This window comes from Spirillospora sp. NPDC048823, from assembly GCF_043198445.1.
In the GTDB taxonomy this organism is placed as follows: domain Bacteria; phylum Actinomycetota; class Actinomycetes; order Streptosporangiales; family Streptosporangiaceae; genus Spirillospora.
This window is the reverse complement of the sequence record NZ_JBICUT010000012.1, coordinates 17,011-42,344: the sequence shown is the minus strand read 5'-3', so window position 1 is coordinate 42,344 and position 25,334 is coordinate 17,011. Positions and strand designations below refer to the sequence as shown.

Sequence of the window (25,334 nt, the reverse complement as noted above, 5' to 3'; positions counted from 1 at the left end):
AGGATGCCCACATATGACCGGCGGCAAGACCATCTCACTCCGCCCGATGCCCTTCGCCTAAGCGGCCTGCCGCTCTCGCACCCATCGCCGCGCAAGATCAAGGGCCTCCCGGACGTACTCCTCTGCCGCGCCTTCATCGGATTCTTCTTCGGCGAGCAGTACGTCGAACAGTACGACCATTTGAGCAGCTATTAGATACTCCAGCCCCTGGACGTCCTCAATGGCTTCGACCCTGTCGTCACTTCGGAGGGTCGGATCCCCAAGGGCGCCTCGGATGGCGTTCTCGGCTATACGAGGATTGACGTCATCGTCGCCATGTTCCTTGAGTTCGATCCGCAGCTTGGCTGTATACCGCACGATATCGTGGGCCGTGTACGTCGGTGCGAACTTTCGTCGTACCGCGATGGTGAAGACGGCATGGAACATCTGCATGTAGGCGGCCGCGCCTTGGTCCGTTGACATCTCCTGCCTCTGCAACCGCTCCCATGCCTGGGGGCCGTCCTGGAGAAGCAGGCGCAGGGCTGCAACGTGATCGTCCTCGATAGTCACGGCTGCCCAGTCGATCACTGAAGTGACTCCTCCGCCAGTTCCCGTGCCTCGGCTATGAATGCCGCCAGCTCCGCTTCGCTGAAGTTCTCATCGGCAATCAACATGGTCAGCAGGAGTGCCTTGATCTTGAACGACGCATTGTCGTCCACATCTTTCTTGGCTTCGGGTGAGACCTTGCCGATCGAAAGATTGATGAGAAGTTCGGCGATGTCCGGGGCGATGATTTCTCTCGCGTTCGTGGTCCGTCCTCTTGCGTCGCGGACAAACTCAATTACTTCGACGTCGCCTGCAGCCTTTCCATCTACGATAAAGCGTTGCCGGACCGCGTTGAAGAAGGCGGCTGCAACGAGAGTGGCATAGCCTACGTCCGCCTCTTCTTTGCTCATGTCGTTCAGCATTTGCTTGTATTCGTCGAACCGCCCGGCAAGTTGAGCCTGCAGTGCGGCCGTCTGATTATCGGTTATCCTCATTGTCTCCCCCTCTGCGTCGTGCGATACCCTCAGAAATCTTTTGTTTCACGACAAACGCAATGAATGCGGTAGCGGCAGCGGCGTACATGATGTCACCTACTTGTGGCGCTGCCTGATGCTGAGGAGCGTCGGGTTGCGCGCGTGTGTCCTGACTGGTGGTCGGATTGCCTCGAGGTGCCTGCTCTGGAGCGGCCTCCGCCAGATCGCTTCCGATTCCATTAAGGTGTTTCTGGACGTCGTCCGGACTTTCGCGGAGTGCACGAAACAGCCGGGTTGGCGAATCGCTCTTCTCGGGATCAGGTTCAGACAAGTCTTGGTTTTCGTCCACCGGATCGAGTCTGCCGCGGTGGTACACCCATCGGTCGGTGCCGGGAGGGCCGAATTGTTCGCCGTCCGGCGTGCGGATCCGATAGGTGACCGGATTGTCCTCCTGTGATGCCGGGGATTCGGGTTGCTCCTCGGCATTCCTATCATGGTCGTCGTTGTCGTCGCCGGAACCGTCCGGGATTTCGTTCGCGTCATCTTCATCCACCGGGGAAGGCTCGGGTTCCTCATCCTCACCGGCAGGTTCGGCATCGTCACGTTCCCGGCCGAGGTCGGGAGCCGCCGCCCCTCCGGGAGCGCTGTCGTCATCATCGTCAGCGACAGCCTGTGGTCGCTCGGCGGGCTGGCCAGCGGCCTCCCGATCCGGTTCAGCGAGAGCGCTGGCGTCGGGCCGCTCGGCGGTGGCCGGGTCATCAGCTTCGATGGTGTCGGTGGGGTGCGGCTGGTCGGTGCCGTCGGCGAGAGGGGTGGGTTGCTCGGCTGATTCGGGCCGGGGTTGATCAGCGTTGTCGGTTGGCCCGTCCGTGATCTGTATGCCCTGTTCGGCGGTTCGCGGCGGGTCGGTGGTGCGGTCCTGGGAATCCAGCTCGCCGGTTGTGGTGCCTGGGCGGGGTTCTTGCGGGCCGGTGGGCTGGTCGGTGGTTTCCCCTGTCGGCTGGCGGGCGTGGTCGGTGGGCTTGTCGGCGTCGCGGAGGTTGTGCTCGTGAGTGGGTGGCGCCTCGGAGGTGTCGGGCTTGGGTTCGTCCTCGGTCTTGGCGTCGTCTGTCGGTGTGTCCGCGTCCTGGTTCTCGTCGGCGCCTTCGGCATTGCCTGCTGGCTCCGCTTTCACACCGTCGTTCTCGAGTTGCGGCGTGGCGGATTCGTGGTCGCGCTGCTCAGTGGGACGGCTGCCGGTGTCGCTGCTCTCATTCCGCTGTGCGGCGGCGGCTTGTTGTTGTTCGCGTGCGCGGGCGAGGCTTTCCAGGCGGGAGGGTTGGCCGGGGGAGCCGGGGTTGTCGGGTGGCGGTGTCCACTGTCGTTCGGGTGAGGTTGGCCGTTCGGCGGGTTCGGTGCGGGTGTCTGCTCGCGGTTCGGCGGGTTGGGCTTGGGGGCGGTCGTGGTTGCGGTCGCCGGGTGTGCCGGTGTCGGTCTCGCGGCTGCCGCTGGTGCCCTGGTCTTGGATGCGTGGGTCGTCCTCGCGCTGGTCTTCGTCCTGGCGCTGCTGCTTGTCCTTGGCTCCGGGCCTACCGGATGCCTCTGCATTCTCGGCGGCGCGGCCGGGCTGTTCCGAGGTGGTTTCGTCGTCGCGTTGTTCGCGCGGTGAGCTGCCGGTGTCCTTTTCCTGGGCCTGCTGCGCTCTGGCTTCTTGCTGCTCGCGGGCACGGCGGAGGCTTTCCAGGCGGGACGGCTGGCCGGGGGAGCCGGGGTTGTCGGGCGGCGGGGCGGAGGGGCGCTCCTGCGAGGTGGGCTTGTCGGACGTCTCCGTGCGTGTGTCGGTCTTGGTGGTGTCTTCAACGCCCACGCCCGCGTCCCTTTCCCTGGGGGAGGCGGACCGTCCATCAGGGCAGTGGGGGCGGACGGCTCGCCGTGGGTGTGCCTTGACGCGCGGGGCTGACGCCAGGCCCACACCGGCCCCCATGTAATCGTGCACGTCCGAACTTTGCACGTGCCGATATCGAGCACTCAGCGCCGTACATGCGTTTCACGCGGCATGGTGTCCTATACAGCGTGCTTTCGCCTTCCATGGGCATTGAATGCAGGACGGTCGGTGGTTGAGTTGCCCGATAATAAGCGAAGTGACGACACCCTGTTTGTTTGAATTCATGTCGGATGGGCTGATCGAATGCCATGCGGGACCCGTCGGCAACGGTCGTCCTGACTGAGCGGTGGCGTCGGGTTCTTCGGGGCTCGCAGGCTCAACTTTCAGGCGCCGACGCCGATGAGCCGCATGTCGTTGACCGGATGTGGGCGGGACAGCAACGGCCGGACGACCTTGATCTGCTGGGGATGGCGGCGTATCTGACCGGGCGGGTGGACGCCGCCGGGAGCCGTGACAGCGGGCGAATCGCACCTTCGTTGTGGGCGGTCAGACCTCGTGCGGTGCGGTGCGTGTTCTTGCTCGGCCGTGTCCTAGAACAGCGTGGCGAGCACACGCCCGGAGGCGGGTGGACGGCAGAAGCGGCCCGTGACGGGTCTGTGCGGGTCAACGGCAAACCGCCGGCCGAAGCGCCGGATGGCGGCCGGGGCGTCCGTAATTCGCCGGCGAGCAGAAGAGGCGCCATCTTCTGTGGACGGCATTTGGGTTCTTGTCCTGGTGCGGACGGCGGTGACGTCGACCAGGCCCCGGCGGCGGGCCATCACCGAGCCCCGCCGTCGATGAACAGCCGGGCGCGCTTGGCCGGGTCGTCCTCCGCCGCCTTCCGGACCGACTCCAACGCGGCCAGGACGGCGTCGGGCGCCTCGGCCGTCATGGAGCCGATGAGGCGCTGGTATCCGGCGTCGGTGAGGTTCGCGGCGGTGACGGCGCGCAACGCCTCACTGCCGCGGCGGGCGCGGGTGACGGTCGGCGGGGGGTCGACCTGGCCCTGCCCACCCTGAACATCGGCGCCCCGCACGTCCTGGCGGTGGACGGGTCGGTGTGCCACGAACAACCCGTCGGCGGGTTCGCCGCGATCGACGGGGCCGGCGCAGCGGTCGGCGGCACGTTCCGCGCCGACCCGCGGATGATGGGCCGGTCCCCGCAGATGTCCAGTTGCATCGCCGAACTGCAGGTGCTCCGGATCGGGCTGCGCCGCTACCGCGACGGCACCGACGTCGAGGCCGTCATCGACTCCAAACCCGTCCTGCGGCTGCTGAACATCGCCATGAACGCGGACGGGTTCAACCCGCGCCAATCCTGGCACCCGGCCGCCGAGCGGGAGCTGCGGCGGCACGTGCGGCGCCTCGGCACCATCACCGTCCGGATGGACCACGCCGCCGGTGGCGCCACCGCCACCGACCCGCTCATGGTCGCCGCGCACCGCCTGGCGCTCACGAGCATGCACGTCGGGCGGGACGGCGCCGACTTCGCGGCCGAGGCCGAATGGCTCGCCGCGTTCGCCGCACAACCCCACCGGGGCCCGCGGCAGATCCAACGACAGGCCAGGCAGCGGAGCGCGTCGCGTCTCCACCCCTGCGAAAGCTACGGAAGTTAAGTTTCTGCACATGCCCGCAACCCCACGCACCCGCCGGGCACCGCGGCGGGACCCGCGCCCGCCGGTGCTGCCCAAGACGTTAACGCCCGCCGAGGAACACGACCGGGCCCTGCGCCACGACGGCAAATACCTGTCGCTGGCCTACGGGCCCGACCCGGTCACCACCGGCGACACCGACGACGTTGAGGACGTCGAGTTCGAGCGGTGCCGGTTCGACCGGACCCGCCTGGCCGGCGCCCGGCTGGTCCGCGTCGGGTTCGCCGACGTGGACCTGTCCGGCTGCGACCTGGCCAACGCGCGGATGAACAACTCGCGGATGTTCAACGCCGCGGCCCGCAATTGCCGCATGACCGGGCTGCAGTTCGTCGAGGGCGGTATGCGCGACGTCCGGTTCGAGGGGTGCCGCGCCGACATGGCCACCTTCCGGTTCGCGCACCTGCGGTCGGTGGTGTTCACCGACTGCAACCTCACCGAGGCCAGCTTCCAGAACGCCGAGCTGCACGACGTCCGCTTCGAGGGTTGCCGGTTGAGCGCCGCACAATTCTCCGGCGCGACCATGAAGGGCGGCGTCCGGTTCTCCGGCTGCGACCTGTCCGGCGTGGCCGGGATCCAATCGTTCGCCGGCGCGACCGTCGCGGCGGCCGACGCGATGGCGCTCCTGGACGTCCTGGCCGGAGAGTTCGGCATCACCGTCGAGGACTGACCGCGGGCAAGGGCGTTCCACATGCTCTCTGACTATCCGGAAGGTCTGAATACTCTCACCGCGAACCAGCGATACAGTGAGGCACTGTTCGATAACATAGAGTCATGTGTTCGAGTGAAGTGATCGATGTGGCGTCGATGTCCACCAGTGCGCTGGTGGACGCGGCGGCAGCGATCGCGGCCGAACTCGCCCAGCGCCAGACCCCCGACTCCCCAGCCGCATGCATGCGGGACGCCGAGATGCTCGCCCGCGCCACCGACCTGCACGAGAGCGCCCTGGCCGGGCTGATCGGCCGGGTGGACGCCGCCGGGGAGATGCGCCGCTGGGGCTACCCCTCCGCCCGCAGCTGGCTGCGCTGCCGCATGGGCATGCGCGAGGCGCGCGCCAAGGAACGCATTCACCTGGCCCGCCAGCGGCACCGCCTCCCCGACGTCACCGAGCGGCTCGCCCGCGGGGAACTGTCCTACGGCTACGCCGCCACCATCGCCGCCGCGGTCGCCCGCCTGGACGACCCCGACTGCACAGCGGCAGAGGAAATCCTCCTCGACCTGACCGGGCAGGGACTCTCGGCCGGAAAAGTCGCCGCGTTCGGCGACCGGATCACTGACCTCATCGCCGAACGCGACGGCACCCCAACCCCCGACCCCGACTCCCGCCGCGGCTACGAACGCTCATGGGTCGATTCGACGCGTTCGCTGGACGGCGGAAGGTTCGTGAAGGGATGGCTGAACGCCGAGGACGCCGCCGTCTGGGACGGTACGCTGGGGCCGCTGGCCAAGCCCGCCGGGACGGATGATCCTCGGGATCTGTCGGAGCGGACGGCGGCGGCGTTGATGAGCGTCCTGTCGGGCGGGCACCAGGCCACCAAGGTCACCGTCATCTGCGACCTGGACACCCTGACGGGCGGCTCCGCCCCGGCGCGCCTGACCGATGGGACACCGATCCCGGCCGAGCAGGCACGCCGCATCGCCCTGGCCGCCGGAGTGTCCGCACTCATCCTGGGACGCGGCAACATCCCGCTGTACCTGGGGTACCGGGAACGGTTCGCCTCCCCGGGCCAGCGCCGCGTCCTGGAAACCCTCTATGCGACCTGCGCGGTCGACGGCTGCGAAGTTCCCGGGACGCTGTGCGAGGCCGACCACGTCGAGGGCTGGGCCCTGGGCCACAGCCCCACCGACATCGACCGGCTTGCCCTGGCCTGCGGGTTCCACAATCGCTGGAAGGCGGCCAACCCCGCGCAGATCCACATCACCAGGGGACCGGACGGCCGATACACCTACCGCCTCCGGCCACCCGGCACCCCCTCCCACCCGGCGCCACCGGCCCCGCGCGCCACGGACCAGTGGAATCCGGCCGCACACCACCGGGTCCAGCCACGGCCCCACCGGCTGCGCCCCCACCCGACCCGCGGCCCACGACAGGCAGCAGGCCCCTGAACCCATCGCGGACCATTGACCCCCGGCCACCCGACGGCAACCGCTCTCCTGACCGGGAGTCTGCCGTCCGATTGGAGCACAAGCGGATGGTTCGCGAGGTTCAGGCGACGCCGTGAGGCGTCCCGCACGTTGTTGCCGCAGAGGCAATTCCTAACCGCCGGTCTGGATTAGGGTCGGTCCGTGCGGATTCCAGGGGAAGCGGAGATTCGGGCGCTGCACGAGAGGCACGCGCCCAGCCGGGAGGCGTTCGAGGTCGTCTACACGCACTGCGTGATCGTGTGGCGGATCGCCGAGCGGATCATCAAGGCCGCGGGGCTCGACGTCGACGCCGGGCTCGTGCGGGCCGGTTGCCTGCTCCACGACGTCGGGGTCTACCGGCTGCACGACGGTGGCCTTGTTCCGGGGCAGTACGTGCGGCACGGGGTGCTGGGACACGAGCTGCTGCGCGACGAGGGGTTCCCCGAGGAGATCTGCCGGTTCTGCTCCCGGCACACCGGCATGGGCCTGACGCGCGACGACATCGCGCGGCAGGGGCTTCCGGTGCCGCCCGGCGACTACGTGGCCGAGACCGGCGAGGAACGGCTGGTCATGTACGCCGACAAGTTCCACAGCAAGACGCGCCCGCCGACGTTCGTGTCCGCCGGCTCGTACTCCGTTCACGTGCGCCGGTACGGGGAGGAGAAGGTCGCGGTCTTCGATGCGATGCGCGCGTTCTTCGGCGATCCCGACCTCAAGCCGCTCGTGGACGAATACGGCCACGCCCTCGTGTAGAGCGTCGCGGCGGATTCCCATGGGCGGCCGTGACGCGGGCAGTGGTCGTTCGGGGGCAGGATGGAGGGGTGAGTCTTCTTGATGAGCTTCCTTCTGGAAACGACGCCGACGCCGATTCGTTGTTCGAGGCGTTCGAGCGGTGGGTGTCGGGGCGCGGGATCACGTTGTATCCCGCGCAGGAGGAGGCGCTCATCGAGGTGGTGTCGGGCGCGAACGTGATCCTGTCGACGCCGACGGGGTCGGGGAAGAGCCTGGTGGCGGCGGGGGCGCTGTTCGCGGCGCTGGGCCGGGGGCAGGTGGGGTTCTACACCGCGCCGATCAAGGCGCTGGTGTCGGAGAAGTTCTTCGACCTCTGCGAGATGTTCGGGCGCGACAACGTCGGGATGATGACGGGCGACGCCAGCGTCAACGCGGACGCGCCGATCGTGTGCTGTACGGCGGAGGTGCTGGCCAACATCGCGCTCAGGGACGGCGCCGAGGCCGACATCGGTGTCGTGGTGATGGACGAGTTCCATTTCTACGCCGAGCCCGAGCGGGGGTGGGCGTGGCAGATCCCGCTGCTGGAGCTGCCGCAGGCGCAGTTCCTGCTGATGTCGGCGACGCTGGGGGACGTCGCGTTCTTCCAGAAGGACATCACGCGGCGGACGGGGCGGCAGACGGCCTGGGTGACGTCCGCGGAGCGGCCCGTCCCGCTGATCTACGACTACCGGGTCACGCCGCTGCACGAGACGATCGAGGAGCTGCTGGCCGAGCAGAAGGCACCGGTGTATCTGGTGCATTTCACGCAGGCGGCGGCGATCGAGCGGGCGCAGTCGCTGATGAGCATCAACGTGTGCACGAAGGCGGAGAAGGCCCGGATCGCGGAGCTGATCGGCAACTTCCGGTTCACGACGAAGTTCGGGCGGAACCTGTCGCGGTTCGTGCGGCACGGGATCGGGGTGCACCACGCGGGGATGCTGCCGAAGTACCGGCGGCTGGTGGAGCGGCTCGCGCAGGCCGGGCTGCTGAAGGTCATCTGCGGGACCGACACACTGGGCGTGGGCGTCAACGTGCCGATCAGGACCGTGGTGTTCACCGCGCTGAGCAAGTACGACGGGCACCGGGTGCGGCGCCTGCGGGCGAGGGAGTTCCACCAGATCGCCGGGCGCGCCGGGCGGGCCGGGTTCGACACGGTCGGGTTCGTCGTCGCGCAGGCGCCCGAGCATGTGGTGGAGAACGAGAAGGCACTGGCGAAGGCGGGGGACGACCCGAAGAAGCGGCGGAAGGTGCAGCGCAAGAAGGCGCCCGAGGGGTTCGTCGGGTGGGACGAGGACGTCTTCAAGAAGCTGCAGGAGGCCGAGCCGGAGATGCTCCGGTCGCGGTTCCAGGTCAGCCACGCGATGCTGCTGTCGGTGATCGCGCGTCCGGGCAACGCGTACCAGGCGATGAAGCGGCTGCTGACCGACAACCACGAGGAGCCGGCGGCGCGGCGCAGGCACATCTCGCGGGCCATCGCGATCTACCGGTCGCTGCTGGCGGGCGGTGTGGTCGAGGTGCTGCCCGAGCCCGATGATCTGGGCAGGTACGCGCGGGTCACCGTCGACCTCCAGGAGGACTTCGCGCTCAACCAGGCGCTGTCGACGTTCGCGCTGGCCACGTTCGAGATCCTGGATCCGGCGTCGCCCTCCTACGCGCTGGACGTGCTGTCGGTCATCGAGGCGACGCTGGAGGACCCGCGGCAGATCATCGCGGCGCAGATCAACAAGGCGCGGGGCGAGGCCGTCGCGGAGATGAAGGCGGAGGGCATCGAGTACGAGGAGCGGATGGAGCTGCTCCAGGACGTCGACCATCCGAAGCCGCTGGAGGAGGAGCTCGACGCCGCGTACGAGATCTACCGGGCCGGGCACCCGTGGGTGGGCGACCATCCGCTGCGCCCCAAGTCGGTCGTCCGGGACATGTACGAGCGGGCGATGACGTTCACCGAGTACATCGGGTTCTACGAGCTGGCCAGGGGCGAGGGTCTCGTCCTGCGGTACCTGTCGGGGGCCTACAAGGCGCTGCAGCAGACCGTCCCGGAGTCGATCAAGACGGATGACCTGATCGACCTGATCGAGTGGCTGGGGGAGCTGGTGCGGCAGGTCGACTCCAGCCTGCTGGACGAGTGGGAGCAGCTCGCGAACCCGGCCGACGAGGACCTGGACGAGCCGATCGAGGAGCGGGTCACGAAGGTGACCGCGAACACGCGGGCGTTCCGGGTGCTGGTGCGCAACGCGTTGTTCCGCCGGGTGGAGCTGGCCGCGCTGGAGCGGTTCCGCGACCTGGGCGAGCTGGATCCGGACTTCGGCTCCGACGCGTGGGCCGAGGCCATGGACGGCTATTTCGCCGAGCACGACGAGCTGTTCACCGGCCCGGACGCGCGGGGGCCGAAGCTGCTGCAGATCGAGGAGGTCCCGCAGGACGCGCTGTGGCGCGTCCGGCAGGTGTTCGACGACCCCGAAGGGCATCACGACTGGGGCATCAGCGCCGAGGTCGACCTGGCGGGCTCGGACCAGGAGGGCGAGGCCGTCATCCGCGTGACGGGCGTCGACCGGATGTGACGCGGCACCGGTCGGAGAACTGAGGAGGCAGGGCATGGTGCAGGTCGCGGTGGCGCAGTTCGCGCCGGGGGTCGACAAGGGCGAGAACCTGGCGGCGATCGGCGAGCTCGCGGATGAGGCGGCCGGACGCGGGGCGAAGGTCGTCGTGTTCCCCGAGTTCGCCATGTTCACCGCGCCGAAGATGGACGAGCGGTTCGTCGACTCGGCCGAACCGCTGGACGGCCCGTTCGCCGGCGGGCTAGGGGAACTCGCCCGGCGGCACGGCGTGCACGTCGTCGCGGGGATGAACGAGCGTTTGGACGAGCCGACGCGCCGCATATCCAACACGCTCGTCGCCGTGGGGCCTGGTGGCGACATCGTCGCCGAGTACCGCAAGATCCACCTGTACGACGCGTTCGGGTACAAGGAGTCGTCGCTGGTCCGGCACGGCGACATCGCGAACCCGGAGACGTTCACCGTCGAGGGCGTCACGTTCGGCATGCAGACCTGCTACGACGTCCGGTTCCCCGAGGTGACGCGGCGGATCGTGGACGCGGGCGCCGACGTGCTCGCGCTGCCCGCCGCGTGGGTGCCGGGGCCTTTGAAGGAGGACCACTGGCGGACGCTGGCCCGCGCCCGCGCCATCGAGAACACGATCTACGTGGCCGCGGCCGGGCAGTGCGCCCCGACCGGCGCCGGCAACAGCATGATCGTGGACCCGATGGGCGTGGTCGCCGCCGGGCTGGGGGAGAGCCCCGGTGTCGTGGCGGGGGAGGTGTCGCCGGAGCGCATCGCCGCCGTCCGCGCGAAGAACCCGGCGCTCGGCCTCCGCCGCTTCACGGTCGCCCCGGCGTAGCGGTTGTATCGAGGTGGCAACGTTCCGTGCGTCTCCGTGTCGGAGCGGGCGCGTAGCGTGACGATCGGACGGTGCGTCTTTCCTCCGACCTCCCGCCCGCCGGGTTCACCCGCGCCGAGCCCAGTCCCCCCGGGCGTCCGCGCCCGTTCCGGTCGCCGCGTCCGTTCGTCGCCGTCGTGCTCGTGCTGGGTGCCGGGCTGGCCCTCGGCGTCGGCCACGGGACGACGCGCCCGACCCCGGGCGGCACGCTGACGGAGGGCGCGGCCACGCCGGCCGCCACCCGGCCGCCGCCGTCCGGCCGGGCACCTTCGCCCGGACGGGCGGCGCCGGAACCGGGTGACGTGTCGTCCGGGACCCTCCCGGCGACGCGGAGCCGGCCGTCCCGCCGCGGGCATGCGGTCCCCTCGCGCGGCCGGCTGCCGCCTCGTTCCCGGCCGGATCCCCGCCCCCGGGCCACTCCGCGGGACGGGACCGCGGTTCCGTCCTGGATCGCCGCGGAGTGCCGCCGCCGCTTCCCGGACGACCCGCGCCGCAGGTCGGCCTGCGCCGCGGCCCTCACCGACGCGTTCGGAAGCTGATCGGAAGCTGATCGGGAGCTGATCGGGAACGGCGGGAACTCGCGGGAACTCGGGTGGTTCGCCGGGCGTCGTAAATGACCATGAACTCGAATCCCGACATCGTCGGCATGGCCCTCATAGATGCTTTCGCGCAGCGCGGATACCGGGCCGAGCTGCCCACCCCCGGCACCGTCGCCGTCACGCTCAGGGACGGTACCCGGGTGCAGGCGGACATCGCCGAGTGGCGGAGTCACGCCGGGCGGAACGCGCGTTCCGCGCTGCCCGGCATCGCGGCCCAGTACGCCGACCAGGCGGTGGGGGCGTTCGAAGGACGTCCGGCCCCCGCGCCCGGAGGCGGCGGCCCGGACACCGGTGACCTGCGCGTCCGCCTCTACCACGAGAACGCGCTGGACGAGCGGATGCGTGCGGCCCTCCTGACGCGGCCCCTCGCCGAGGGGCTCCTCCAGACCGTCGTCGTCGACCGTCCCGACTCGATGTCGCCGCTCAACAGGACCGAACTCGGCGGCCTCGGGGAGGCCGAGGCGTTCGGCGCCGCGCTGACGCACTCGATCGAGCGGGAGCCGCACTACGTCCAGGCGAACGACGTGCAGGGGCTCAAGATCGTCACGATCGGCGGGCAGCACCGCTACGTCGCCGCGCACGTGCACGTCCTGCGCCGGTACGTTCCCGGCCCGCTCCCGTTCGGGGCGCTCGTGACGTTCCCGCTCCCGGAGTACGTGATGGTCCACGAGATCGGCATGGACCGCCATGTCGTCGTGGCAATGAAGACCCTCCAGGACACGGCGGGCACGTTCGCGGCCACGGGGGAGAAGCCGATCAGCCCGCGCGTGTACTGGTGGCGGCCGGGGGACTACGAGGCGATGCCCGAGCGCGAGGCCCTCCACGGGGGCCGCGTGCCCGACCTGCGGCTGGTCGGGGTTCAGGTCGAGCAGGGCGAGGAGGGCCTGAAGGTCAGCGTCGCCGGGGAGGCCACCGCGGAGCTGGTCCGGGGCTGGGAGGCCGCGCGCCGCTGACGTGACGCGGCACCGGCCGGGCCGGGCGAGCCGGGCGGGGTCAGGCCGCCGCGGAGGTCACCAGGCGTTCGATGTGGGAGCGCAGCTCCTGGACGTCCGCCCCGGCCTCGGTCGTGAGCCGTACCGACAGGAAGTCGTCGTCGTGCAGGAGGCCGAGCAGGATGTGCCCGCCGCGGATCTGCTTCTGCTTGAGCCGGATCGCGTGCCGCAGGCTCAGCTCCAGGGCCTTCTTCGCCTTCGGTGTGAAGGGGATGTGCCCGCCGCGCAGGCGTGAGAGCTTCCCGGCGGGGACGTCGAGGGCGCCCTCGCCGAAGGTCTCCTCGGTCGCCTCCCGGATGGCGTCGAGGTCGACGCCGATGCTCTTCAGGGCATCGGCGTCGAGCACGTCTCCTCCGGTGGCGTTGACGCGGGTGATCCGGGTCCGCAGGTCGTCCGCGGACAGCCCGTGCTCGCGGAGCGCGCGGGCCACGGCGTCGTCGCCGCGCAGCACCGAGAGCAGGACGTGCTCCGTGCCGATGTGGTGGTCGCCCAGGTTCCGCGCCTCGGCCTGGGCGCCGATGACGGCCGCCCGCGCGTCCTCGGTGAAACGCTCGAACATCGTGTCACTGCTCCTTCTTGAGAAGGCGGCGGCCGCCGCCGTGCTTCTTGTGGACGGCCTGCCTGCTCACACCGAGGCAGACCGCGATCTCCTGCCAGGACCAGCCCTGGTCGCGGGCGCCGGCGACCTGGAGGGCCTCCAGCCGTTCGGCCAGTTCGCGCAGCGCGCGCACGGCCCGCAGCCCGACCGCGGGGTCCCGGCTGCTCGCCTCCTGGGCGAGCTTCACTCCATCGCTCATACTGTCAATGTAGGTTGACATCGGGTGCATGTCAACCAACGTTGACGCCGAGTGTGTGTCAGCGGACGGTCAACAAGGTGGTGAGGAGGTCGTCGAGGGTGATCAGGCCGGCGATGCGGCCGTCCGGGGCCACGGCCAGGCCGAGGTGGCTGTGGTGCGCCTTCAGCATGGCGACGGCCTCGCCGACCGGCGTGTCGACCGGCACCGCCGGCACCGGGTGCGCGAGCTCGCGGGCGGGGGTGCCGCGGCCGCGCGCACGGGCCAGGTAGGCGTCGCGGACGTGCACCATGCGGGCGGCCTGCCGCCCCGAGCCCCGCAGCATGATCCGGAGGCTTCCGGTCCGGACGGCGGTGTCGATGACCTCCTGCGGTGTCGCCGCGGCGGGGACGGACACGATGTCCGAGATCGGCACGACCAGACCGGTCAGCGGAGCGCGAGGCGCGTCCAGCGCGTTGGTGAGGAGCGCCAGCTCGGTCTCCTCGATCAGTCCGAGCCGCCGCGAGTCCTGCGCGATGCTGCGCAGCTGCTCCGGCGTCCGCGACACCTCCCGCGAATCGGCCGGCTCGATGCCGATCATGCGCAGCATCAGGTTCGTCGCGCCGTTCAGGGCGGCCAGGACGGGGCGGGCGGCCGCGGTGAACGCGCGGAACGGCAGGCCCAGCAGGACCGCCGAGCGTTCCGGGTCGGTGATCGCCCACGACTTCGGCGCCATCTCGCCGACCACCATGTGCAGGAACGTCACCACCGCCAGGGCGATGACGAACGCGACCGCGTGCGCCGCCCCGTCCGGCAGTCCCGCGGCGTGGACCAGCGGTGTGAGGGTCGCGGCGAACACCGGCTCGGAGACCAGGCCGAGACCGAGCGAGCACATCGTGATGCCGAGCTGCGCCCCGGCGAGGGTCAGCGACAGTTCGTCGATCCCGGCGATCGCGGCGGACGCGCCCCGGCCGCCGCGCGCGGCCGCCCGTTCCAGGCGGGGCCGCCTGGCCGCCACCAGCGCGAACTCGGTGGCGACGAAGAAGCCGTTGCCGGCAAGCAGCGCCAGGGTGACGAGCGCGCCGAGGGCGAGGCTCACCGGCCCTCCTCGACGGTGCGGACACGGATCAGCTCCGGCACGTGCCGGTGGACGGTCAGGACCTCGACCACCGCGGTGCGGGGCGGCTCGTCCAGCCGCGTCGGCGGAAGGTCCACGGTGACCACGTCCCCGGGCTCGGCCACCCGGCCGAGCCGCTTCAGCAGCAGGCCCGCGACGGTCTCGTAGTCGCCCTCGGGCAGCTCGATGCCGGTCTCGTGGGCGACCTCGTCCATCCGCAGCCCGGCGTCGGTCGTCCACCATTCGCCGGTCCGGATCACGAGGTCGTCGTCGGGCTCGTTCTCGTCGGCGATCTCCCCGACCAGCTCCTCCGCGACGTCCTCCCAGGTGAGGATTCCGGCGAAGCCGCCGTACTCGTCGACCACGCAGGCCAGCGACGCGGCGGCGCTCTGCAGCCGCAGCACCACCTCCGGCAGCGGCAGCGACGACGGCAGCAGCAGCGGCGCCCTGACGATGTCGCGGACCGCGGTCCGGCCGGTGTCCTCCGGGCCGAGCAGGATCAGCTCCTCCAGCCCGACCACCCCGACGACGTCGTCGACGCTCTCACCGACGACCGGGTAGCGGGAGTGCCCGCTCGCGGAGATGACGTCGTCCAGCTCGGCGGCGGACGCCGACGCGGACACGGTCACCACGTCGACGCGCGGGACCATGACCTCCTCCGCGTCCAGGTCGGAGAACGCCAGCGCACGCTCCAGCAGGTCGGCGTGCCCCTCCTGGAGCTTCTCGCCGGACTCGCCGATCATGCGCCCGAGCTCCTCCAGCGTCGCGCCGTGGTGCAGCTCCTCCACGGGCTCGATGCCCACCGCGCGGACGAGCCGGTTCGCGGACGCGTCGAACAGCCGGATCAGCGGCCCGGCCACCATCAGGTAGACGGCGGTGGACGCGGCCAGCGCGCGGGCCAGCCGCTCCGCCCTCGCGAGCGCCAGGTTCTTGGGGAACAGCTCGCCCAGCACCATCTGGATCACGGTGGCCAGCGCGAACCCGAGCGCCACCGCGACGGTGCCGGTCGCCGCGTCCGGTACCCCGCCCGCGCCCAGCGCCGGGGCGATCAGGTCGGCGAGCGCCGGCTTGGCGATGAACCCCACCACCAGTGCGGTGACCGTGATGCCCAGCTGGGCGCCCGACAGCATGAACGACAGCCGCCCCATCACCCGCAGCGCCCGCGCGGCCGACCGGTCGCCCTCCGCGGCGCGCTGGTCGAGGACCGGGCGGTCCGCGGTGACGAACGCGAACTCCTGCGCCACGAAGTACCCGGTGGCGACGGTCAGCAGCAGGACGGCCAGCAGCCCGAGCGCGGCGTCCACCCCGCCCTCCCTCCGCCGCCCGACACGTCCAAGATCTCCTTACCCCGCCCGCGCGGTCTTCCCCGCGATTCCGGGGCGGTTATCGACCGCACTGTGTGGAATGAACCCTGGACGAGTGGAAACTGCCCGCGCGGATGCCGCGGACACGGATGCGAGGGGGCGCCGATGCCCAGACCGTTCGCGTCGTCCGCGGATCTGGGCGACAAGACGCAGACGCTGGAGGTCCTGGCCGACGGGGTGTACGCGCTCACGGCCGAGGGGGACCCCAACGTCGGCGCCATCGAGGGCGAGGACTTCCTCGTCTGCTTCGAGGCCCTCGCCACACCCGCGGCGGCCCGCGACTGGCTCACCGTCCTGCGCGCGCACACCGACAAGCCGATTCGCTACCTCGTCCTGTCGCACTACCACGCCGTCCGGACGCTGGGCGCAAGCGCGTTCGGCGCCCCGGTGGTCATCGCGCACGACCTGACCCGCTCGCTGATCGCCGAACGCGGCAGGCAGGACTGGGAGTCGGAGTACGGGCGGATGCCCCGGCTCTTCAGGGAGCCGGACGGCATCCCCGGGCTCACCTGGCCGTCCGTGACGTTCTCCAGCACGCTCACCATCGACCTCGGCGGCGACCGCGGCGACCTCGACCTGGCGTACTGCGGGCGCGGCCACACCGAGGGCGACATCGTGGCGTGGCTGCCCCGGCACCGGATCCTGTTCGCCGGCGACCTCGTGGAGACGCAGGCCGCCCTCTACACCGGTGACGCGTTCCACCGCGAATGGGCTTCGGGCACGCTCGACCACGTGAACTCGTTCGGCGCCGAGACGCTCGTCGGCGGACGCGGCGCCGTCGCGCACGGCCGGGACGCCGCGCACGCCGCCGTCGGGCAGACCCGCGACTTCCTCGACACGATGCTGCGCGAGACCGGCCGGGTCCGCGACGGCGGCGGCACGCTCAAGGAGGCCTTCGCCGCCGTCCACGCCGCGCTGGCGCCCGCCTACGGCCGCTGGCCGATCTTCGAGCACTGCCTGCCGTTCGACGTGTCCCGCCTGTGGGACGAACTGGACGGCGTCGAACGCCCCAGGATCTGGACGGCCGACCGCGACCGCGAGGTCTGGGCACGGCTGCAGGACTGAGCGTCCCCGTGCGGCGGCGGATCAGTTCTCGGCCAGCACGATGACGCGGTCGTCGGCCGACAGCGTGAGCGGCGCCGTCTTGTCCGGGTTGAGCACCACCCCGTAGGCGGGCGGCTCGTGGAACCGCGCGGTCAGCCGGTAGCCGAGCGCGATCTCGCCGCGCCGCCGCGCCGCCTCGATGAGCGTCGCGAAGTCGGCCTCCTCGCCCGGCGCCAGATAGTCGCAGGCGGGCTTGAGGTAGATCTCCGAGCCGGCCGGGTCGAGCAGGTCGACGAACACGTCGTACAGGTGCCGGTTCTCGCTGAGCTGCGTCAGCATCAGGCTGATCAGCTTCTCGCTGACCACGAAGTCGTCGGCCTTGGTGACCTGCGCGATCTCCCGGTTGGCGTCGTCGTTGATCTCGCTGACGATGGCGAACGGGTCACCGAGGGCGTCCTCCATGTCGCGCAGGTGCAGCAACGTGACCAGCGTGCGGGCGTCGGCGTGCTCGCGGTCGAACCCCTCCGCCGACAGCACGATGACGTGCTGGTAGGAGCCGACGTCGAGGGACTCCAGGGACGGCCGCTCGGTCGGCTCGGCCCGGACGAAGCCGATCTTGAGGCCGGTGCACGGGCGCAGCCGCCCGGTCGGGTCCTCGCGCGGCGCGGCCACCATCAGGGCCGAACCCGGGGCGAGGAACTCGTCCAGCAGCTCGATGATCTTCGGTGCGCGGTGGTTCCAGCCGAGCATCAGCGTGCGCTCGGGGATCGGCTCGCGCGGGGTCGCCGTGGTGATCGCCGCTTCCCGGACCGGCGGCGGGGGCGCGGACGCGAGCCGGATCAGCAGGTCGTCCTCGGCCAGCACGATGATCTCGTCGTCGGCGCGGATGACGGTGTCCATCGGCGGGTTGAGCAGGACGGTCCCGTCCGCGCGCCGCAGCCCCGACGGGATGCCCAGGTCGTAGGCCGACAGCGACGCGCCGAACGTCCGCCCGTCCAGGTCCGGCTCGCGGCGCATGTAGAACTCGTGGCCGGCGAAGTCGAGCAGGTCGGTGCAGACCTGCGACAGGCCCGACTGCCGGTGCGACTGGACGATCAGCCGGATCGCGACGTCGTCGGCGTCGATCACGTGTGCGGAGCCGCCGCCCGCGAGCCGGGCGGCGGGCAGGTTCGCCGAGTCGTGGACGGCGGCGACCACGTGCGGGCGGCTCCGCCCCCACGGCCGGGAGCCGAGCGACAGCAGCACCTTGATGACCCGGGTGTCGGCGTCGTCGGCCTCTGGGGTGACGATCATGATGGAGCGGGCGGTGCCGGGACTGACCAGCTCCACGTCGGCGAGCTTCAGCGGGTCGCCGGTGCGGCACACGATGCGGGTGCGGCCGAGGTCGCCCACCCGGTCCCGGATCGCGTCCTCCATCTCCACCTTGTCGCGGTCGGCGAGGATCGCCACGCACGACCTGCGCTTGCTCTGGTTGGCCTCCACCAGTTCGGCGACCACGGTGAAGACCTGCTCGGACCAGCCGAGCAGCACGGTGTGCCCGTGCTCGACGATCCGCGACCGGCCCTTGCGCAGCTCGGCGATCTTGCCTTCGAGGCCGGTGGTGATCACGCCGATCAGCGAGCTGACGATGAAGATGCCGCCGATCGTGGCGACCAGCATCAGGGCCAGGAACGGGCCGGTGCCGGTGTCGTCGCCCATCGTGCCGGGGTCCAGCGTCCGCAGCAGGCTGCGCCAGACCATGCCGGGCCAGTTCCCGTTGTGGTCGCTGTCGCGCGGCGTGAGGACGACCGCCGTGGTCGCCACCACGAGCACCAGCCCGGCCGAGGCGAGACCGAGCCAGCCGATGAGCGCGGGCGTCCCCTTCGACATGGTCCTGTCGAACCAGTACCGGACCCGGTCCCATCGCGTCGCGCGTCTCAACGGTCTGCCCCCTCGGCCGTTACCCGGGATCTGCCCCCTCGGCCGTTCCCCGGGGATCAGCCTATTGTGTTGCCTTGCACTATTTCCGGCATTCTCCCCGGATCGGGATCGTTCGGGGGCCAGGCCGCTTCCGGGTGAAGCGCCCCCGGCGAATGCCGTGCCGGAAAGGCGATTTGCCCGTTGCGCACGCAAGAGGCCGGGGTGATGAGAATTCCATCACCCCGGCCCCTGGCGCCGTGCCGGAACGCCGCCGGCCACGCGGAGGACCGCTAGTGCGCGGCCTCGTACTGCTCGATCACATTGGCGGGGATACGGCCCCGCTCATTGACCTTGATGCCGCGGCTCTTCGCCCACTCGCGAATCTCCGCGGAGCGCTCACGGCTGCCCGCGGTCCGGGCGGCGCGGCCACCGCGGCCGGTCGGCTTGCGCGCCTTGCGCGCACCGGCCACGAACGGCTCCAGGCCGTTGCGCAGCTTGGCGGCGTTCTTCTTGCTCAGGTCGATCTCGTAAGTGGTCCCATCGAGGGAAAAGCTGACGGTCTCGTCAGCCTCTCCGCCGTCGATGTCGTCCACGAGAAGGACTTCGACCTTCTGTGCCATGCGGGGACTCCCTAGCTATGCGTCCGGCTTGGCGTCCGGATGTGCGTCGATGAATGCAGCATAGACCTCATCCGATATCTTGCCACGTTCAGAGACTTCGATGTCACTTCGCAATGCCCACTCGCGGACATCGCCGTTCGTGTAGCCCTTGATCTTCGCGGTGCGGGACTTGCGTCCCTTCCCGGCGGGCTTCACCTCGGCGGCGTTCTCGATGAAGGGCGCGAGCGCGTCCAGCGTCTCGTTCAGCCGCTTGAAGTTGTCATCGCTCAAGTCGATCGTGAACGTACGGTCCAGGACTTCGAAGTCCCGCTTTGCGACATCGGCCCCTTCGGAGCCGTCCATGTCGTCCACCCTAATGACCTTCTCGGCCATGTGTCTTCAGTCTTCCTTCCCCTGGCCTGCGCGGCGATCCCGACCGTAGCGGATTCCGGGACCCCGCATGACGTCAAGACGCGCCCGGCGGGGAAGTGGCCGTGAAGTGGCGAGGGGAATGGCGGGCGGATCAGGCGCCGTGCCGCTCGATCCAGGTGTGCAGGAGCAGCATCATCTCCAGCCGGATCGCCGGGTCCTCGATGTCGAACCCGAACATGCCGTGCAGCTGCGCCAGCCGGTAGCGGACGGTCTGCGGGTGCACGCACAGGACGTCGGCGGCGCCCGTGGCGTTGAATCCGTGCTTCATGCACTCCAGCAGGGTCACGGCGAGCCGCAGGCCCTGCCGGGGCCCGGCCTCGTCCAGCGGCGCCAGCCGCCGCGAGGCCACGATCGCGGCGAGCGTCCCGCCCTCCCGCAGCAGGAGTTCCGGCAGGTGCTCCTCCGCCCGGACGAGCACCCCGCCGCGCCGCGCGCCCCGGCCGGCGCCCCGGGTGCCCGGCCGCACGCCGGCCCGGCCCGGGGCGGCGGCGGACGCGAGTTCCAGCGCGCGCCGTGCCCACAGCAGCGATGTCCCGGCCTGGTCCACCGGGACCGACGGGCCGATCGCGCCGGTCCAGCCCGCGAGCGTCGCGGCCAGCTCGTCGATCCTGCCCGGCCCGTCGGGGTCGGGCATGATCAGGCAGGGGCGGCCGTGGTCGAGTCCCGTCAGCAGCGACGGCGGCAGCCCCGCCGGGCCCTCGCCGCCGCTGCCCGGACGCGGCCGCAGCACGATCACCGCGAGCCGTTTCGGCAGCGGCCAGCCCGCGCGGGCCGACTGCTCGCGGGCGACCTCGGGCGGCGCGGGCGGGTCCGACAGCAGCAGGGTCAGCAGCCGGCCGCGGCGCTGCTCGCGCTCCCCGGCCGCCTTCTCCCTGGCCCGCGCGTAGCCGTGCGCCGCGGCGGACGCCAGCGCGTCCAGATACGCGAAGTTGGCCTCGGCGAGCAGGCTGATCAGCGCGCGGGGGCGGCCGAGCCGCTCGGCCTCCACCGCCAGGTGCCGCCAGGCGAGCCGCGACCCGACCCGCATCGCGTTCTGCAGATGCTCCAGGCTGCGGCCCTCGACGGCCTCGCCGTAACCCACGTCGAAGAAGACCTGGTACACCTCCTTCCAGGAGGCGTCCGGGTCGGCGATCATGTGCACGAAGTGCTCCATGGCGTGCGCGACCGCAGCCTCGGCCACCCGCGAGTAGGCCGTGTCGCCCGGCCGGTCGTACTCGGGGACGTGCCTCAGCACGCCGTGCACCATGGGGCCGAGAAGGTCGGGGAGATGGGGCCGCATCCACCGGGCCTCCTCCGCGGGCACTTCGCGCCACGGCTCCTCCGTCAGGCCGTCCAGTTCGGACGATCCGGCGTGCGCGTCCTCGTATGCCGTCGTCACGGGGCACCTCCTCGGCCTGGCAACCGGCCTAACGCTCGGTCGTCTCAACCTAGGCACGCAGAGTGAGTCGCGACACTCACCGGCGTTCATCCCGCGGGCCCGTATTTGTCAGCCGTCTGACAAGCCCGCGTCCCGGACGGCGTGATCGTGAGTAAGGGGCGGACCGGGGACGGCCCCCGGTGCGGCGAGCCACCGCGCCGCGCCCCGCCGCATGACCGCATTCTGCCAATTAATTGTGGGCAAGGTCACAGCATCCGCCGTTTTCTGGGTGACGGAACAATAGTTTGAAAATATATCTTGTGCGACCGGCGGGCTAAAATGCCGCGTCGGGTGCGGACAAACGCTCGCGTAACGACCCGCATTGCGGCCTGATGACGTGCGCGCTTCGGCCGCCGGGCCGCCGTGCCGCCGGGCCGGCCCCTCCCGCAAGCGGACGCTGACATGCGCTTTTCGCGCGGGACCCCCTTGCACGGAGCGTGTCCGGGAGACGCCGGGTTGCCGGTCTGGGAAGACTCCCGCCGCCCGGACTGCCCAGGAGTGCAGTTCAGCTGTGCTCATTTCTGTAGCAAGATGACGGCCGTCTCGCCGGTTTTCCGGCCTTTACCGAGAAGGGCTTCCGGTGCCGTTTTCGGCACATGCCGGCGGGGAGCCAGGGGTCAGTAAATGGAGGGAGGGCGCATGGCCGCGTCCGTCATCGATCGATTCCGCGAGCTGGTCGTCGACGAGTCCGATCCCTTCTACTTCGACCATCCGCTCGACCACGTTCCCGGGATGCTGCTGTTCAGCGGCCTGCTCGACCTGGCCGTCCGCGCCGACGCGCTCCGTTCGCGCGGGCGGCCGCCCGGCCGGGTGGTCGCCGGACTCGACTTCACCCGCTTCTGCGAGCTGCGCGGCGCCACGACGCTGTCCTGCCGCGCCATCCCCGGCCCGAACCGGGCGTGGACGGCCGCCGCGCGCCAGGCGGGCGAGGAGGTGTGCGCGGGTTCCATCGCGTTCGCCGACGACGCCCCCGGCGCCCCGGCGGGCATGCGCGGTTCGCGGCCCCGTGGAGATCGTCGAGGCCGGACGGCAGTTCGCCGCGATGCTGGAGCACGAGGAGCACGGCAGGCCCATGGACACGACGCTGCTGTGGGTGGCGCTGCGGCTGGAGATCCCCTGCCGTATCGACCGCGGCGTCCCGCTCCTGCTGCGCTGGCCGATCGCGCACGTCCCGGGGCGCCGCTCCCACTGCAGGGCGACGCTGGCGGACGCCGTGACCGGCGCCGACCTGGGGTCGCTGACCTACGAGGCGTACGCGGCGGACCCGGAGCAGTACGCGCGGACCAGGACGCGGTGACGAGACGATGACCGACAAGCTCCTGGTGCTCGCGCCGCGCCTGCTGTTCGCGGCGGGCGCGGGCGCGCTGACCGCGGGGATCGTCCGCCACGCCGGGGGAGAGGACACGGCGGCCTCCTCTCGCCGCGGTGGGCCTGCTGGCGGCCCACCTGGGCCGGCTCCTCCTGGAGGCCCCGGTGACCTTCCGCAGCGCCGCCGCGGCACCCGCCGACGCGCGGACCCTGCTCCCGTACGCCCTGGCCCGCCTCCTCCTCATCGCGTCGGCATCGCTCGCGCCCCTTCCATGGGACGGCTGCTGGGCGTGCCCGCCGCCGTCGCGGTCGGCGGCGCCGCCGGCCGTATCCCGGACGGCGCCTGGATCGAGCCGGACGGGCGCGCCGGCACGGTCCGGATCCTGGACGAGCGTCCGGTGCGGTGACCGGCGCGCGCGAGGACCGGCACCCCTGAATCACCGGTACCCCCGAACCACCGGGCCCCGGCACGGCCCGGCACACCCCGCAGTAGCAGAGGAGTTGGCACGTGGACGAAGGAGTGTTCGGCAAGGCCGCCCAGGAACGGGCGATCGCCGAGGTCGAGGCGGAGATGGCGCGGCTGTGCGAGGTGCTCGCCGAGGGCCTCGCGATGGGCCTGGACGAGGGCCGGGAGATGGTCGGCGGCGCCATGTCGGAGTTCCTCACGGAGTTCTTCGACCTCGTCCGGGCCAAGGGATCGCGCGCCGGGACGGACGGCATGATCACGCTGCCGCTGCTGGTGCACACCGCCGAGACCGGTCATCAGGGCGATGCCCGTCCGCTGATCGGCGGCGGGTGGGTGCTGGAGGAGCAGAGGCCGGCCCGCCTCGCCGCCGTGGTGCACCTGCTCTGGTGGGCGGCGGCCCGCTATCTCGACGACCTCACCGACACGCCCGGCGCGCCGTCCCCGGGTAACGTCGCCGTCGGCAAGAAGGTGCTCACCGCGCTGGCCGTGGGAAGCCACCTGCCCGGCCGGCTCGTCGCGGACCTGCCCGTCACCGGCGGAGTCCGCGCCGCGCTCGGCGACGAGCTGTCGCGGTGCTGGCTGGACGCCGTGGACGGCCAGCTCCGCGACCTCACCGAACCGGTGTCGGCGGCGACCCCGGAGTCGGTCCTGCGCGGTTACGAGGGCAAGACCGGCTCCCCGTACGCGATGGCCGCGGCGTCGGCGGCGTGCCTGGCCGGGGCGGACGGCCGCCGCGTCACCGGCTGGCGCTCGTTCGGCCGGGCGCTCGGCGTGCTGCGCCAGCTCGTGAACGACCAGCGCGACCTCGCCTCCGGACGGCACGAGGACCTCGCCAACGGGACGGCGACGTACCTGCTCGTCCACCTGCTGGCCTCGCTGCCGGCCGGGCGGCGCCGGGCGGCGCTCGCCCTGCACGCCGCGGCCCGCCACTCCGGCTCCGCGCGCGCGGAGCTGACCGCCTGGATGCTGGACGACGAGGTCATCGACTCCTACGCGGGCTCCGTCGCGCCCCTGATCGAGCGGGCCCACGGCCACCTCGACCGGCTGGGCGGGGAGCCGGGCTGTGTCCGGGAACTGCACCGGCTGGTCGACGAGACCGTCGGCCACATGCCCGGGTTCCGTCTGGCCGTCGCGTAGGAAGGACCGTCGATGACCGCTTCCGGCGGACTACCGGAGATCCTCACGGCGCACTGCCCGCTGCTCGACGCGGCGATCGGCGAGGCCCTGAACGGCCATCCCGCCTACCAGCCGATCAGGCGGGCGGCGGGCCCGATGTTCGGCCGCCGCCGCGAGACGTGCGCCCGCCTGCTGGACCTCGTCCTGGCGGGCGACCCGCTCCCCGAGGACGATCTGGCGCGCTTCCGCGACCTCGGTGCCATGGCGGCGCGGCAGGCGATCCCGCTGCCGGTGCTGTCGGAGGCGTGGGACCTGGCGCTCGCCGCGGCGGCGCGGAGCTGCTGGACGGTCGTGCCCGCCGGGTGCTTCGCCGAGATGGCGGAGCTGACGGCGTGTGCGGCGCGGCTCGCCGGGCGGGCGCGGGAGGGATGCATCCGCGGCTACGCCGAGGCGCCCAGCGAGGGGAGCAGGTCGCGGCCGCTGCGGCGCCTCCTGGCCGAGACCCTGATCGACGGCGCGCCCGCGGACGTCATCGCCGACGCGGCCGGGGTCCGTCTGGCGCCCGCCTACCTCGTCCTGCTGTGCGAGGCCCCGGCGCTCGCGTCGGCCGCGCACTGGGAGCGGACGAGCGAACGCCTGGAGGCATGGGACGGCGTCCTGTACTCCGGTGACCTGTCCAGGCTCGTGGTGTTGTTGCCGGCCGCCGACCCGCTGCGCGCCGAGGACCGTGCCGCCGAGTTCACGGCCGTCCTCACGGGCTGGACGCGCGGACCGGTGCACGCAGCCGCGTCCCTCCTCGGCGGCCTTGAGGACATCCCCGCGGCGCTGGAGGAGGCGTCGCAGGTGCTGACGCTCGTCAAGGCCATCCCCGACGCCGAGGACCGCCCCTACCGGGCGGACGAGCTGCTGGTCGAGCTCGCCATCCTCGGGCAGCCCGGCATCCGCGGCCGGCTCGCCGCCGCGCTGTCCCCGCTCGACGCCGGCACCGACCTCCGCCGCACCCTGGAGGTCCTGCTCGCCTGCAACCTCGACCGGGAACGGGCCGCGCGGGAGCTGTGGATCCACCGCCGCACCCTCCACTACCGCCTGGACCGCATCAGGGACCTGTCCGGCATCGACCCGAGTTCGGCGCGCGGCATCCAGCTGTTCCGGGCGGCGCTCACCTCGGCGCGCCTGACGAGCCTGGACGGCGGCAGCGGCGGCGACGGCGGCGCCGGTGGTGACGGCGCCGGTGTTGATGGCGCGGGTGGTGACGGCGCCGGTGATGGGGGAGGCCGCGCCGGGGACACGTCCCTGCCCCCGCCGCTGAGCGCCTGAGGCGGCACCATGGAC

At 71.3% G+C, this 25,334-nt stretch carries 26 protein-coding genes and 1 pseudogene; 14 read left to right on the top strand and 13 right to left on the bottom strand.

Annotated features, from left to right (window positions below; all coding sequences use genetic code 11):
- Positions 1 to 57: 57 nt before the first annotated feature.
- The 4 genes from ACGFK0_RS25500 to ACGFK0_RS25485 form a co-directional block, all read right to left on the bottom strand.
- Positions 58 to 567 carry a hypothetical protein gene (locus ACGFK0_RS25500; protein WP_392908928.1) on the bottom strand — a complete coding sequence of 170 codons (510 nt, stop codon included), beginning with the start codon at positions 565 to 567 and terminating at the stop codon, positions 58 to 60.
- Positions 564 to 1,019 carry a hypothetical protein gene (locus ACGFK0_RS25495; protein WP_392908926.1) on the bottom strand — a complete coding sequence of 152 codons (456 nt, stop codon included), beginning with the start codon at positions 1,017 to 1,019 and terminating at the stop codon, positions 564 to 566. The genes ACGFK0_RS25500 and ACGFK0_RS25495 overlap by 4 nt, the downstream gene beginning before the upstream one ends.
- Entirely contained in the window at positions 1,003 to 2,844 is a 1,842-nt protein-coding gene (locus tag ACGFK0_RS25490; RefSeq protein WP_392908924.1) for a hypothetical protein, read from the bottom strand. The genes ACGFK0_RS25495 and ACGFK0_RS25490 overlap by 17 nt, the downstream gene beginning before the upstream one ends.
- An 835-nt stretch (positions 2,845 to 3,679) precedes the next feature.
- Complete coding sequence (locus tag ACGFK0_RS25485) at positions 3,680 to 3,967, bottom strand: hypothetical protein (RefSeq protein ID WP_392908922.1); 288 nt, start codon at positions 3,965 to 3,967, stop codon at positions 3,680 to 3,682.
- On the opposite strand from ACGFK0_RS25485, the gene ACGFK0_RS25480 reads away from it, so the two are divergent.
- The 8 genes from ACGFK0_RS25480 to ACGFK0_RS25445 all read left to right on the top strand — a co-directional run bounded on the left by ACGFK0_RS25480 (position 3,959) and on the right by ACGFK0_RS25445 (position 12,428).
- Positions 3,959 to 4,516, top strand: a complete 558-nt coding sequence (locus tag ACGFK0_RS25480) for a hypothetical protein (RefSeq protein ID WP_392908920.1) — start codon at positions 3,959 to 3,961, stop codon at positions 4,514 to 4,516. The genes ACGFK0_RS25485 and ACGFK0_RS25480 overlap by 9 nt on opposite strands.
- A 10-nt stretch (positions 4,517 to 4,526) precedes the next feature.
- The gene (locus ACGFK0_RS25475) at positions 4,527 to 5,219 is read left to right on the top strand and encodes a pentapeptide repeat-containing protein (protein ID WP_392908918.1); all 693 of its coding nucleotides are present in this window, start codon (positions 4,527 to 4,529) and stop codon (positions 5,217 to 5,219) included.
- 104 nt (positions 5,220 to 5,323) lie between these two features.
- Positions 5,324 to 6,655, top strand: a complete 1,332-nt coding sequence (locus tag ACGFK0_RS25470) for a DUF222 domain-containing protein (RefSeq protein WP_392908916.1) — start codon at positions 5,324 to 5,326, stop codon at positions 6,653 to 6,655.
- A 180-nt stretch (positions 6,656 to 6,835) separates the two neighbouring features.
- Positions 6,836 to 7,426, top strand: a complete 591-nt coding sequence (locus ACGFK0_RS25465; RefSeq protein ID WP_392908914.1) for an HD domain-containing protein — start codon at positions 6,836 to 6,838, stop codon at positions 7,424 to 7,426.
- Positions 7,427 to 7,494: 68 nt separating this feature from the next.
- Positions 7,495 to 10,002, top strand: coding sequence for a DEAD/DEAH box helicase (locus ACGFK0_RS25460; RefSeq protein ID WP_392908912.1), 2,508 nt, complete (start codon positions 7,495 to 7,497; stop codon positions 10,000 to 10,002).
- Positions 10,003 to 10,036: 34 nt separating this feature from the next.
- The gene (locus ACGFK0_RS25455) at positions 10,037 to 10,837 is read left to right on the top strand and encodes a carbon-nitrogen hydrolase family protein (protein ID WP_392908910.1); all 801 of its coding nucleotides are present in this window, start codon (positions 10,037 to 10,039) and stop codon (positions 10,835 to 10,837) included.
- Positions 10,838 to 10,908: 71 nt separating this feature from the next.
- Positions 10,909 to 11,415: a hypothetical protein gene (locus tag ACGFK0_RS25450; protein ID WP_392908908.1), complete on the top strand. Its 507-nt coding sequence runs from the start codon at positions 10,909 to 10,911 to the stop codon at positions 11,413 to 11,415.
- An 80-nt stretch (positions 11,416 to 11,495) separates the two neighbouring features.
- Positions 11,496 to 12,428 carry a hypothetical protein gene (locus tag ACGFK0_RS25445; protein WP_392908906.1) on the top strand — a complete coding sequence of 311 codons (933 nt, stop codon included), beginning with the start codon at positions 11,496 to 11,498 and terminating at the stop codon, positions 12,426 to 12,428.
- 40 nt (positions 12,429 to 12,468) lie between these two features.
- Here the strand turns inward: ACGFK0_RS25445 and ACGFK0_RS25440 are convergent, their stop codons facing one another.
- From ACGFK0_RS25440 to ACGFK0_RS25425, 4 genes are read right to left on the bottom strand one after another with little or no spacing between them, the layout of a single operon-like run.
- Positions 12,469 to 13,026: a Clp protease N-terminal domain-containing protein gene (locus tag ACGFK0_RS25440; protein ID WP_392908904.1), complete on the bottom strand. Its 558-nt coding sequence runs from the start codon at positions 13,024 to 13,026 to the stop codon at positions 12,469 to 12,471.
- Between the two features lie 4 nt (positions 13,027 to 13,030).
- Positions 13,031 to 13,264, bottom strand: coding sequence for a helix-turn-helix domain-containing protein (locus ACGFK0_RS25435; RefSeq protein ID WP_392908902.1), 234 nt, complete (start codon positions 13,262 to 13,264; stop codon positions 13,031 to 13,033).
- 58 nt (positions 13,265 to 13,322) lie between these two features.
- Positions 13,323 to 14,339, bottom strand: coding sequence for a hemolysin family protein (locus tag ACGFK0_RS25430; RefSeq protein WP_392908900.1), 1,017 nt, complete (start codon positions 14,337 to 14,339; stop codon positions 13,323 to 13,325).
- Entirely contained in the window at positions 14,336 to 15,661 is a 1,326-nt protein-coding gene (locus ACGFK0_RS25425) for a hemolysin family protein (protein WP_392908898.1), read from the bottom strand. The genes ACGFK0_RS25430 and ACGFK0_RS25425 overlap by 4 nt, the downstream gene beginning before the upstream one ends.
- 165 nt (positions 15,662 to 15,826) lie before the next feature.
- Between ACGFK0_RS25425 and ACGFK0_RS25420 the strand changes: the two genes are divergently transcribed.
- Entirely contained in the window at positions 15,827 to 16,786 is a 960-nt protein-coding gene (locus ACGFK0_RS25420) for an MBL fold metallo-hydrolase (RefSeq protein WP_392908896.1), read from the top strand.
- Positions 16,787 to 16,807: 21 nt separating this feature from the next.
- On the opposite strand, the gene ACGFK0_RS25415 is transcribed toward ACGFK0_RS25420, so the two are convergent.
- From ACGFK0_RS25415 to ACGFK0_RS25400, 4 genes are all read right to left on the bottom strand, one after another.
- A complete protein-coding gene (locus ACGFK0_RS25415; protein ID WP_392908894.1) occupies positions 16,808 to 18,685 on the bottom strand; it encodes a potassium transporter TrkA in 1,878 nt (625 codons plus the stop codon).
- Positions 18,686 to 18,954: 269 nt separating this feature from the next.
- Entirely contained in the window at positions 18,955 to 19,284 is a 330-nt protein-coding gene (locus tag ACGFK0_RS25410; protein ID WP_392908892.1) for an Lsr2 family protein, read from the bottom strand.
- A gap of 15 nt (positions 19,285 to 19,299) precedes the next feature.
- On the bottom strand, positions 19,300 to 19,656 hold the full coding sequence (locus tag ACGFK0_RS25405; protein ID WP_392908890.1) for a histone-like nucleoid-structuring protein Lsr2: 357 nt from the start codon (positions 19,654 to 19,656) through the stop codon (positions 19,300 to 19,302).
- Between the two features lie 130 nt (positions 19,657 to 19,786).
- A complete protein-coding gene (locus ACGFK0_RS25400) occupies positions 19,787 to 21,073 on the bottom strand; it encodes a PucR family transcriptional regulator (RefSeq protein ID WP_392908888.1) in 1,287 nt (428 codons plus the stop codon).
- Positions 21,074 to 21,736: 663 nt separating this feature from the next.
- On the opposite strand from ACGFK0_RS25400, the pseudogene ACGFK0_RS25395 reads away from it, so the two are divergent.
- Positions 21,737 to 21,823 (top strand): annotated as a pseudogene (locus ACGFK0_RS25395) (hypothetical protein); the annotation flags it as partial.
- On the opposite strand, the gene ACGFK0_RS25390 reads toward ACGFK0_RS25395, so the two are convergent.
- Positions 21,811 to 22,062, bottom strand: a complete 252-nt coding sequence (locus ACGFK0_RS25390) for a hypothetical protein (protein ID WP_392909281.1) — start codon at positions 22,060 to 22,062, stop codon at positions 21,811 to 21,813. The pseudogene ACGFK0_RS25395 and the gene ACGFK0_RS25390 sit on opposite strands and share 13 nt — an antisense overlap.
- Before the next feature lie 56 nt (positions 22,063 to 22,118).
- Between ACGFK0_RS25390 and ACGFK0_RS25385 the strand changes: the two genes are divergently transcribed.
- The 4 genes from ACGFK0_RS25385 to ACGFK0_RS25370 all read left to right on the top strand — a co-directional run bounded on the left by ACGFK0_RS25385 (position 22,119) and on the right by ACGFK0_RS25370 (position 25,319).
- On the top strand, positions 22,119 to 22,409 hold the full coding sequence (locus tag ACGFK0_RS25385; RefSeq protein ID WP_392909279.1) for a hypothetical protein: 291 nt from the start codon (positions 22,119 to 22,121) through the stop codon (positions 22,407 to 22,409).
- Positions 22,410 to 22,416: 7 nt separating this feature from the next.
- The gene (locus tag ACGFK0_RS25380; RefSeq protein WP_392908886.1) at positions 22,417 to 22,827 is read left to right on the top strand and encodes a hypothetical protein; all 411 of its coding nucleotides are present in this window, start codon (positions 22,417 to 22,419) and stop codon (positions 22,825 to 22,827) included.
- A gap of 101 nt (positions 22,828 to 22,928) precedes the next feature.
- Positions 22,929 to 24,023 carry a polyprenyl synthetase family protein gene (locus ACGFK0_RS25375; RefSeq protein ID WP_392908884.1) on the top strand — a complete coding sequence of 365 codons (1,095 nt, stop codon included), beginning with the start codon at positions 22,929 to 22,931 and terminating at the stop codon, positions 24,021 to 24,023.
- 12 nt (positions 24,024 to 24,035) lie between these two features.
- A complete protein-coding gene (locus tag ACGFK0_RS25370; RefSeq protein ID WP_392908882.1) occupies positions 24,036 to 25,319 on the top strand; it encodes a PucR family transcriptional regulator in 1,284 nt (427 codons plus the stop codon).
- Positions 25,320 to 25,334 lie beyond the last annotated feature (15 nt).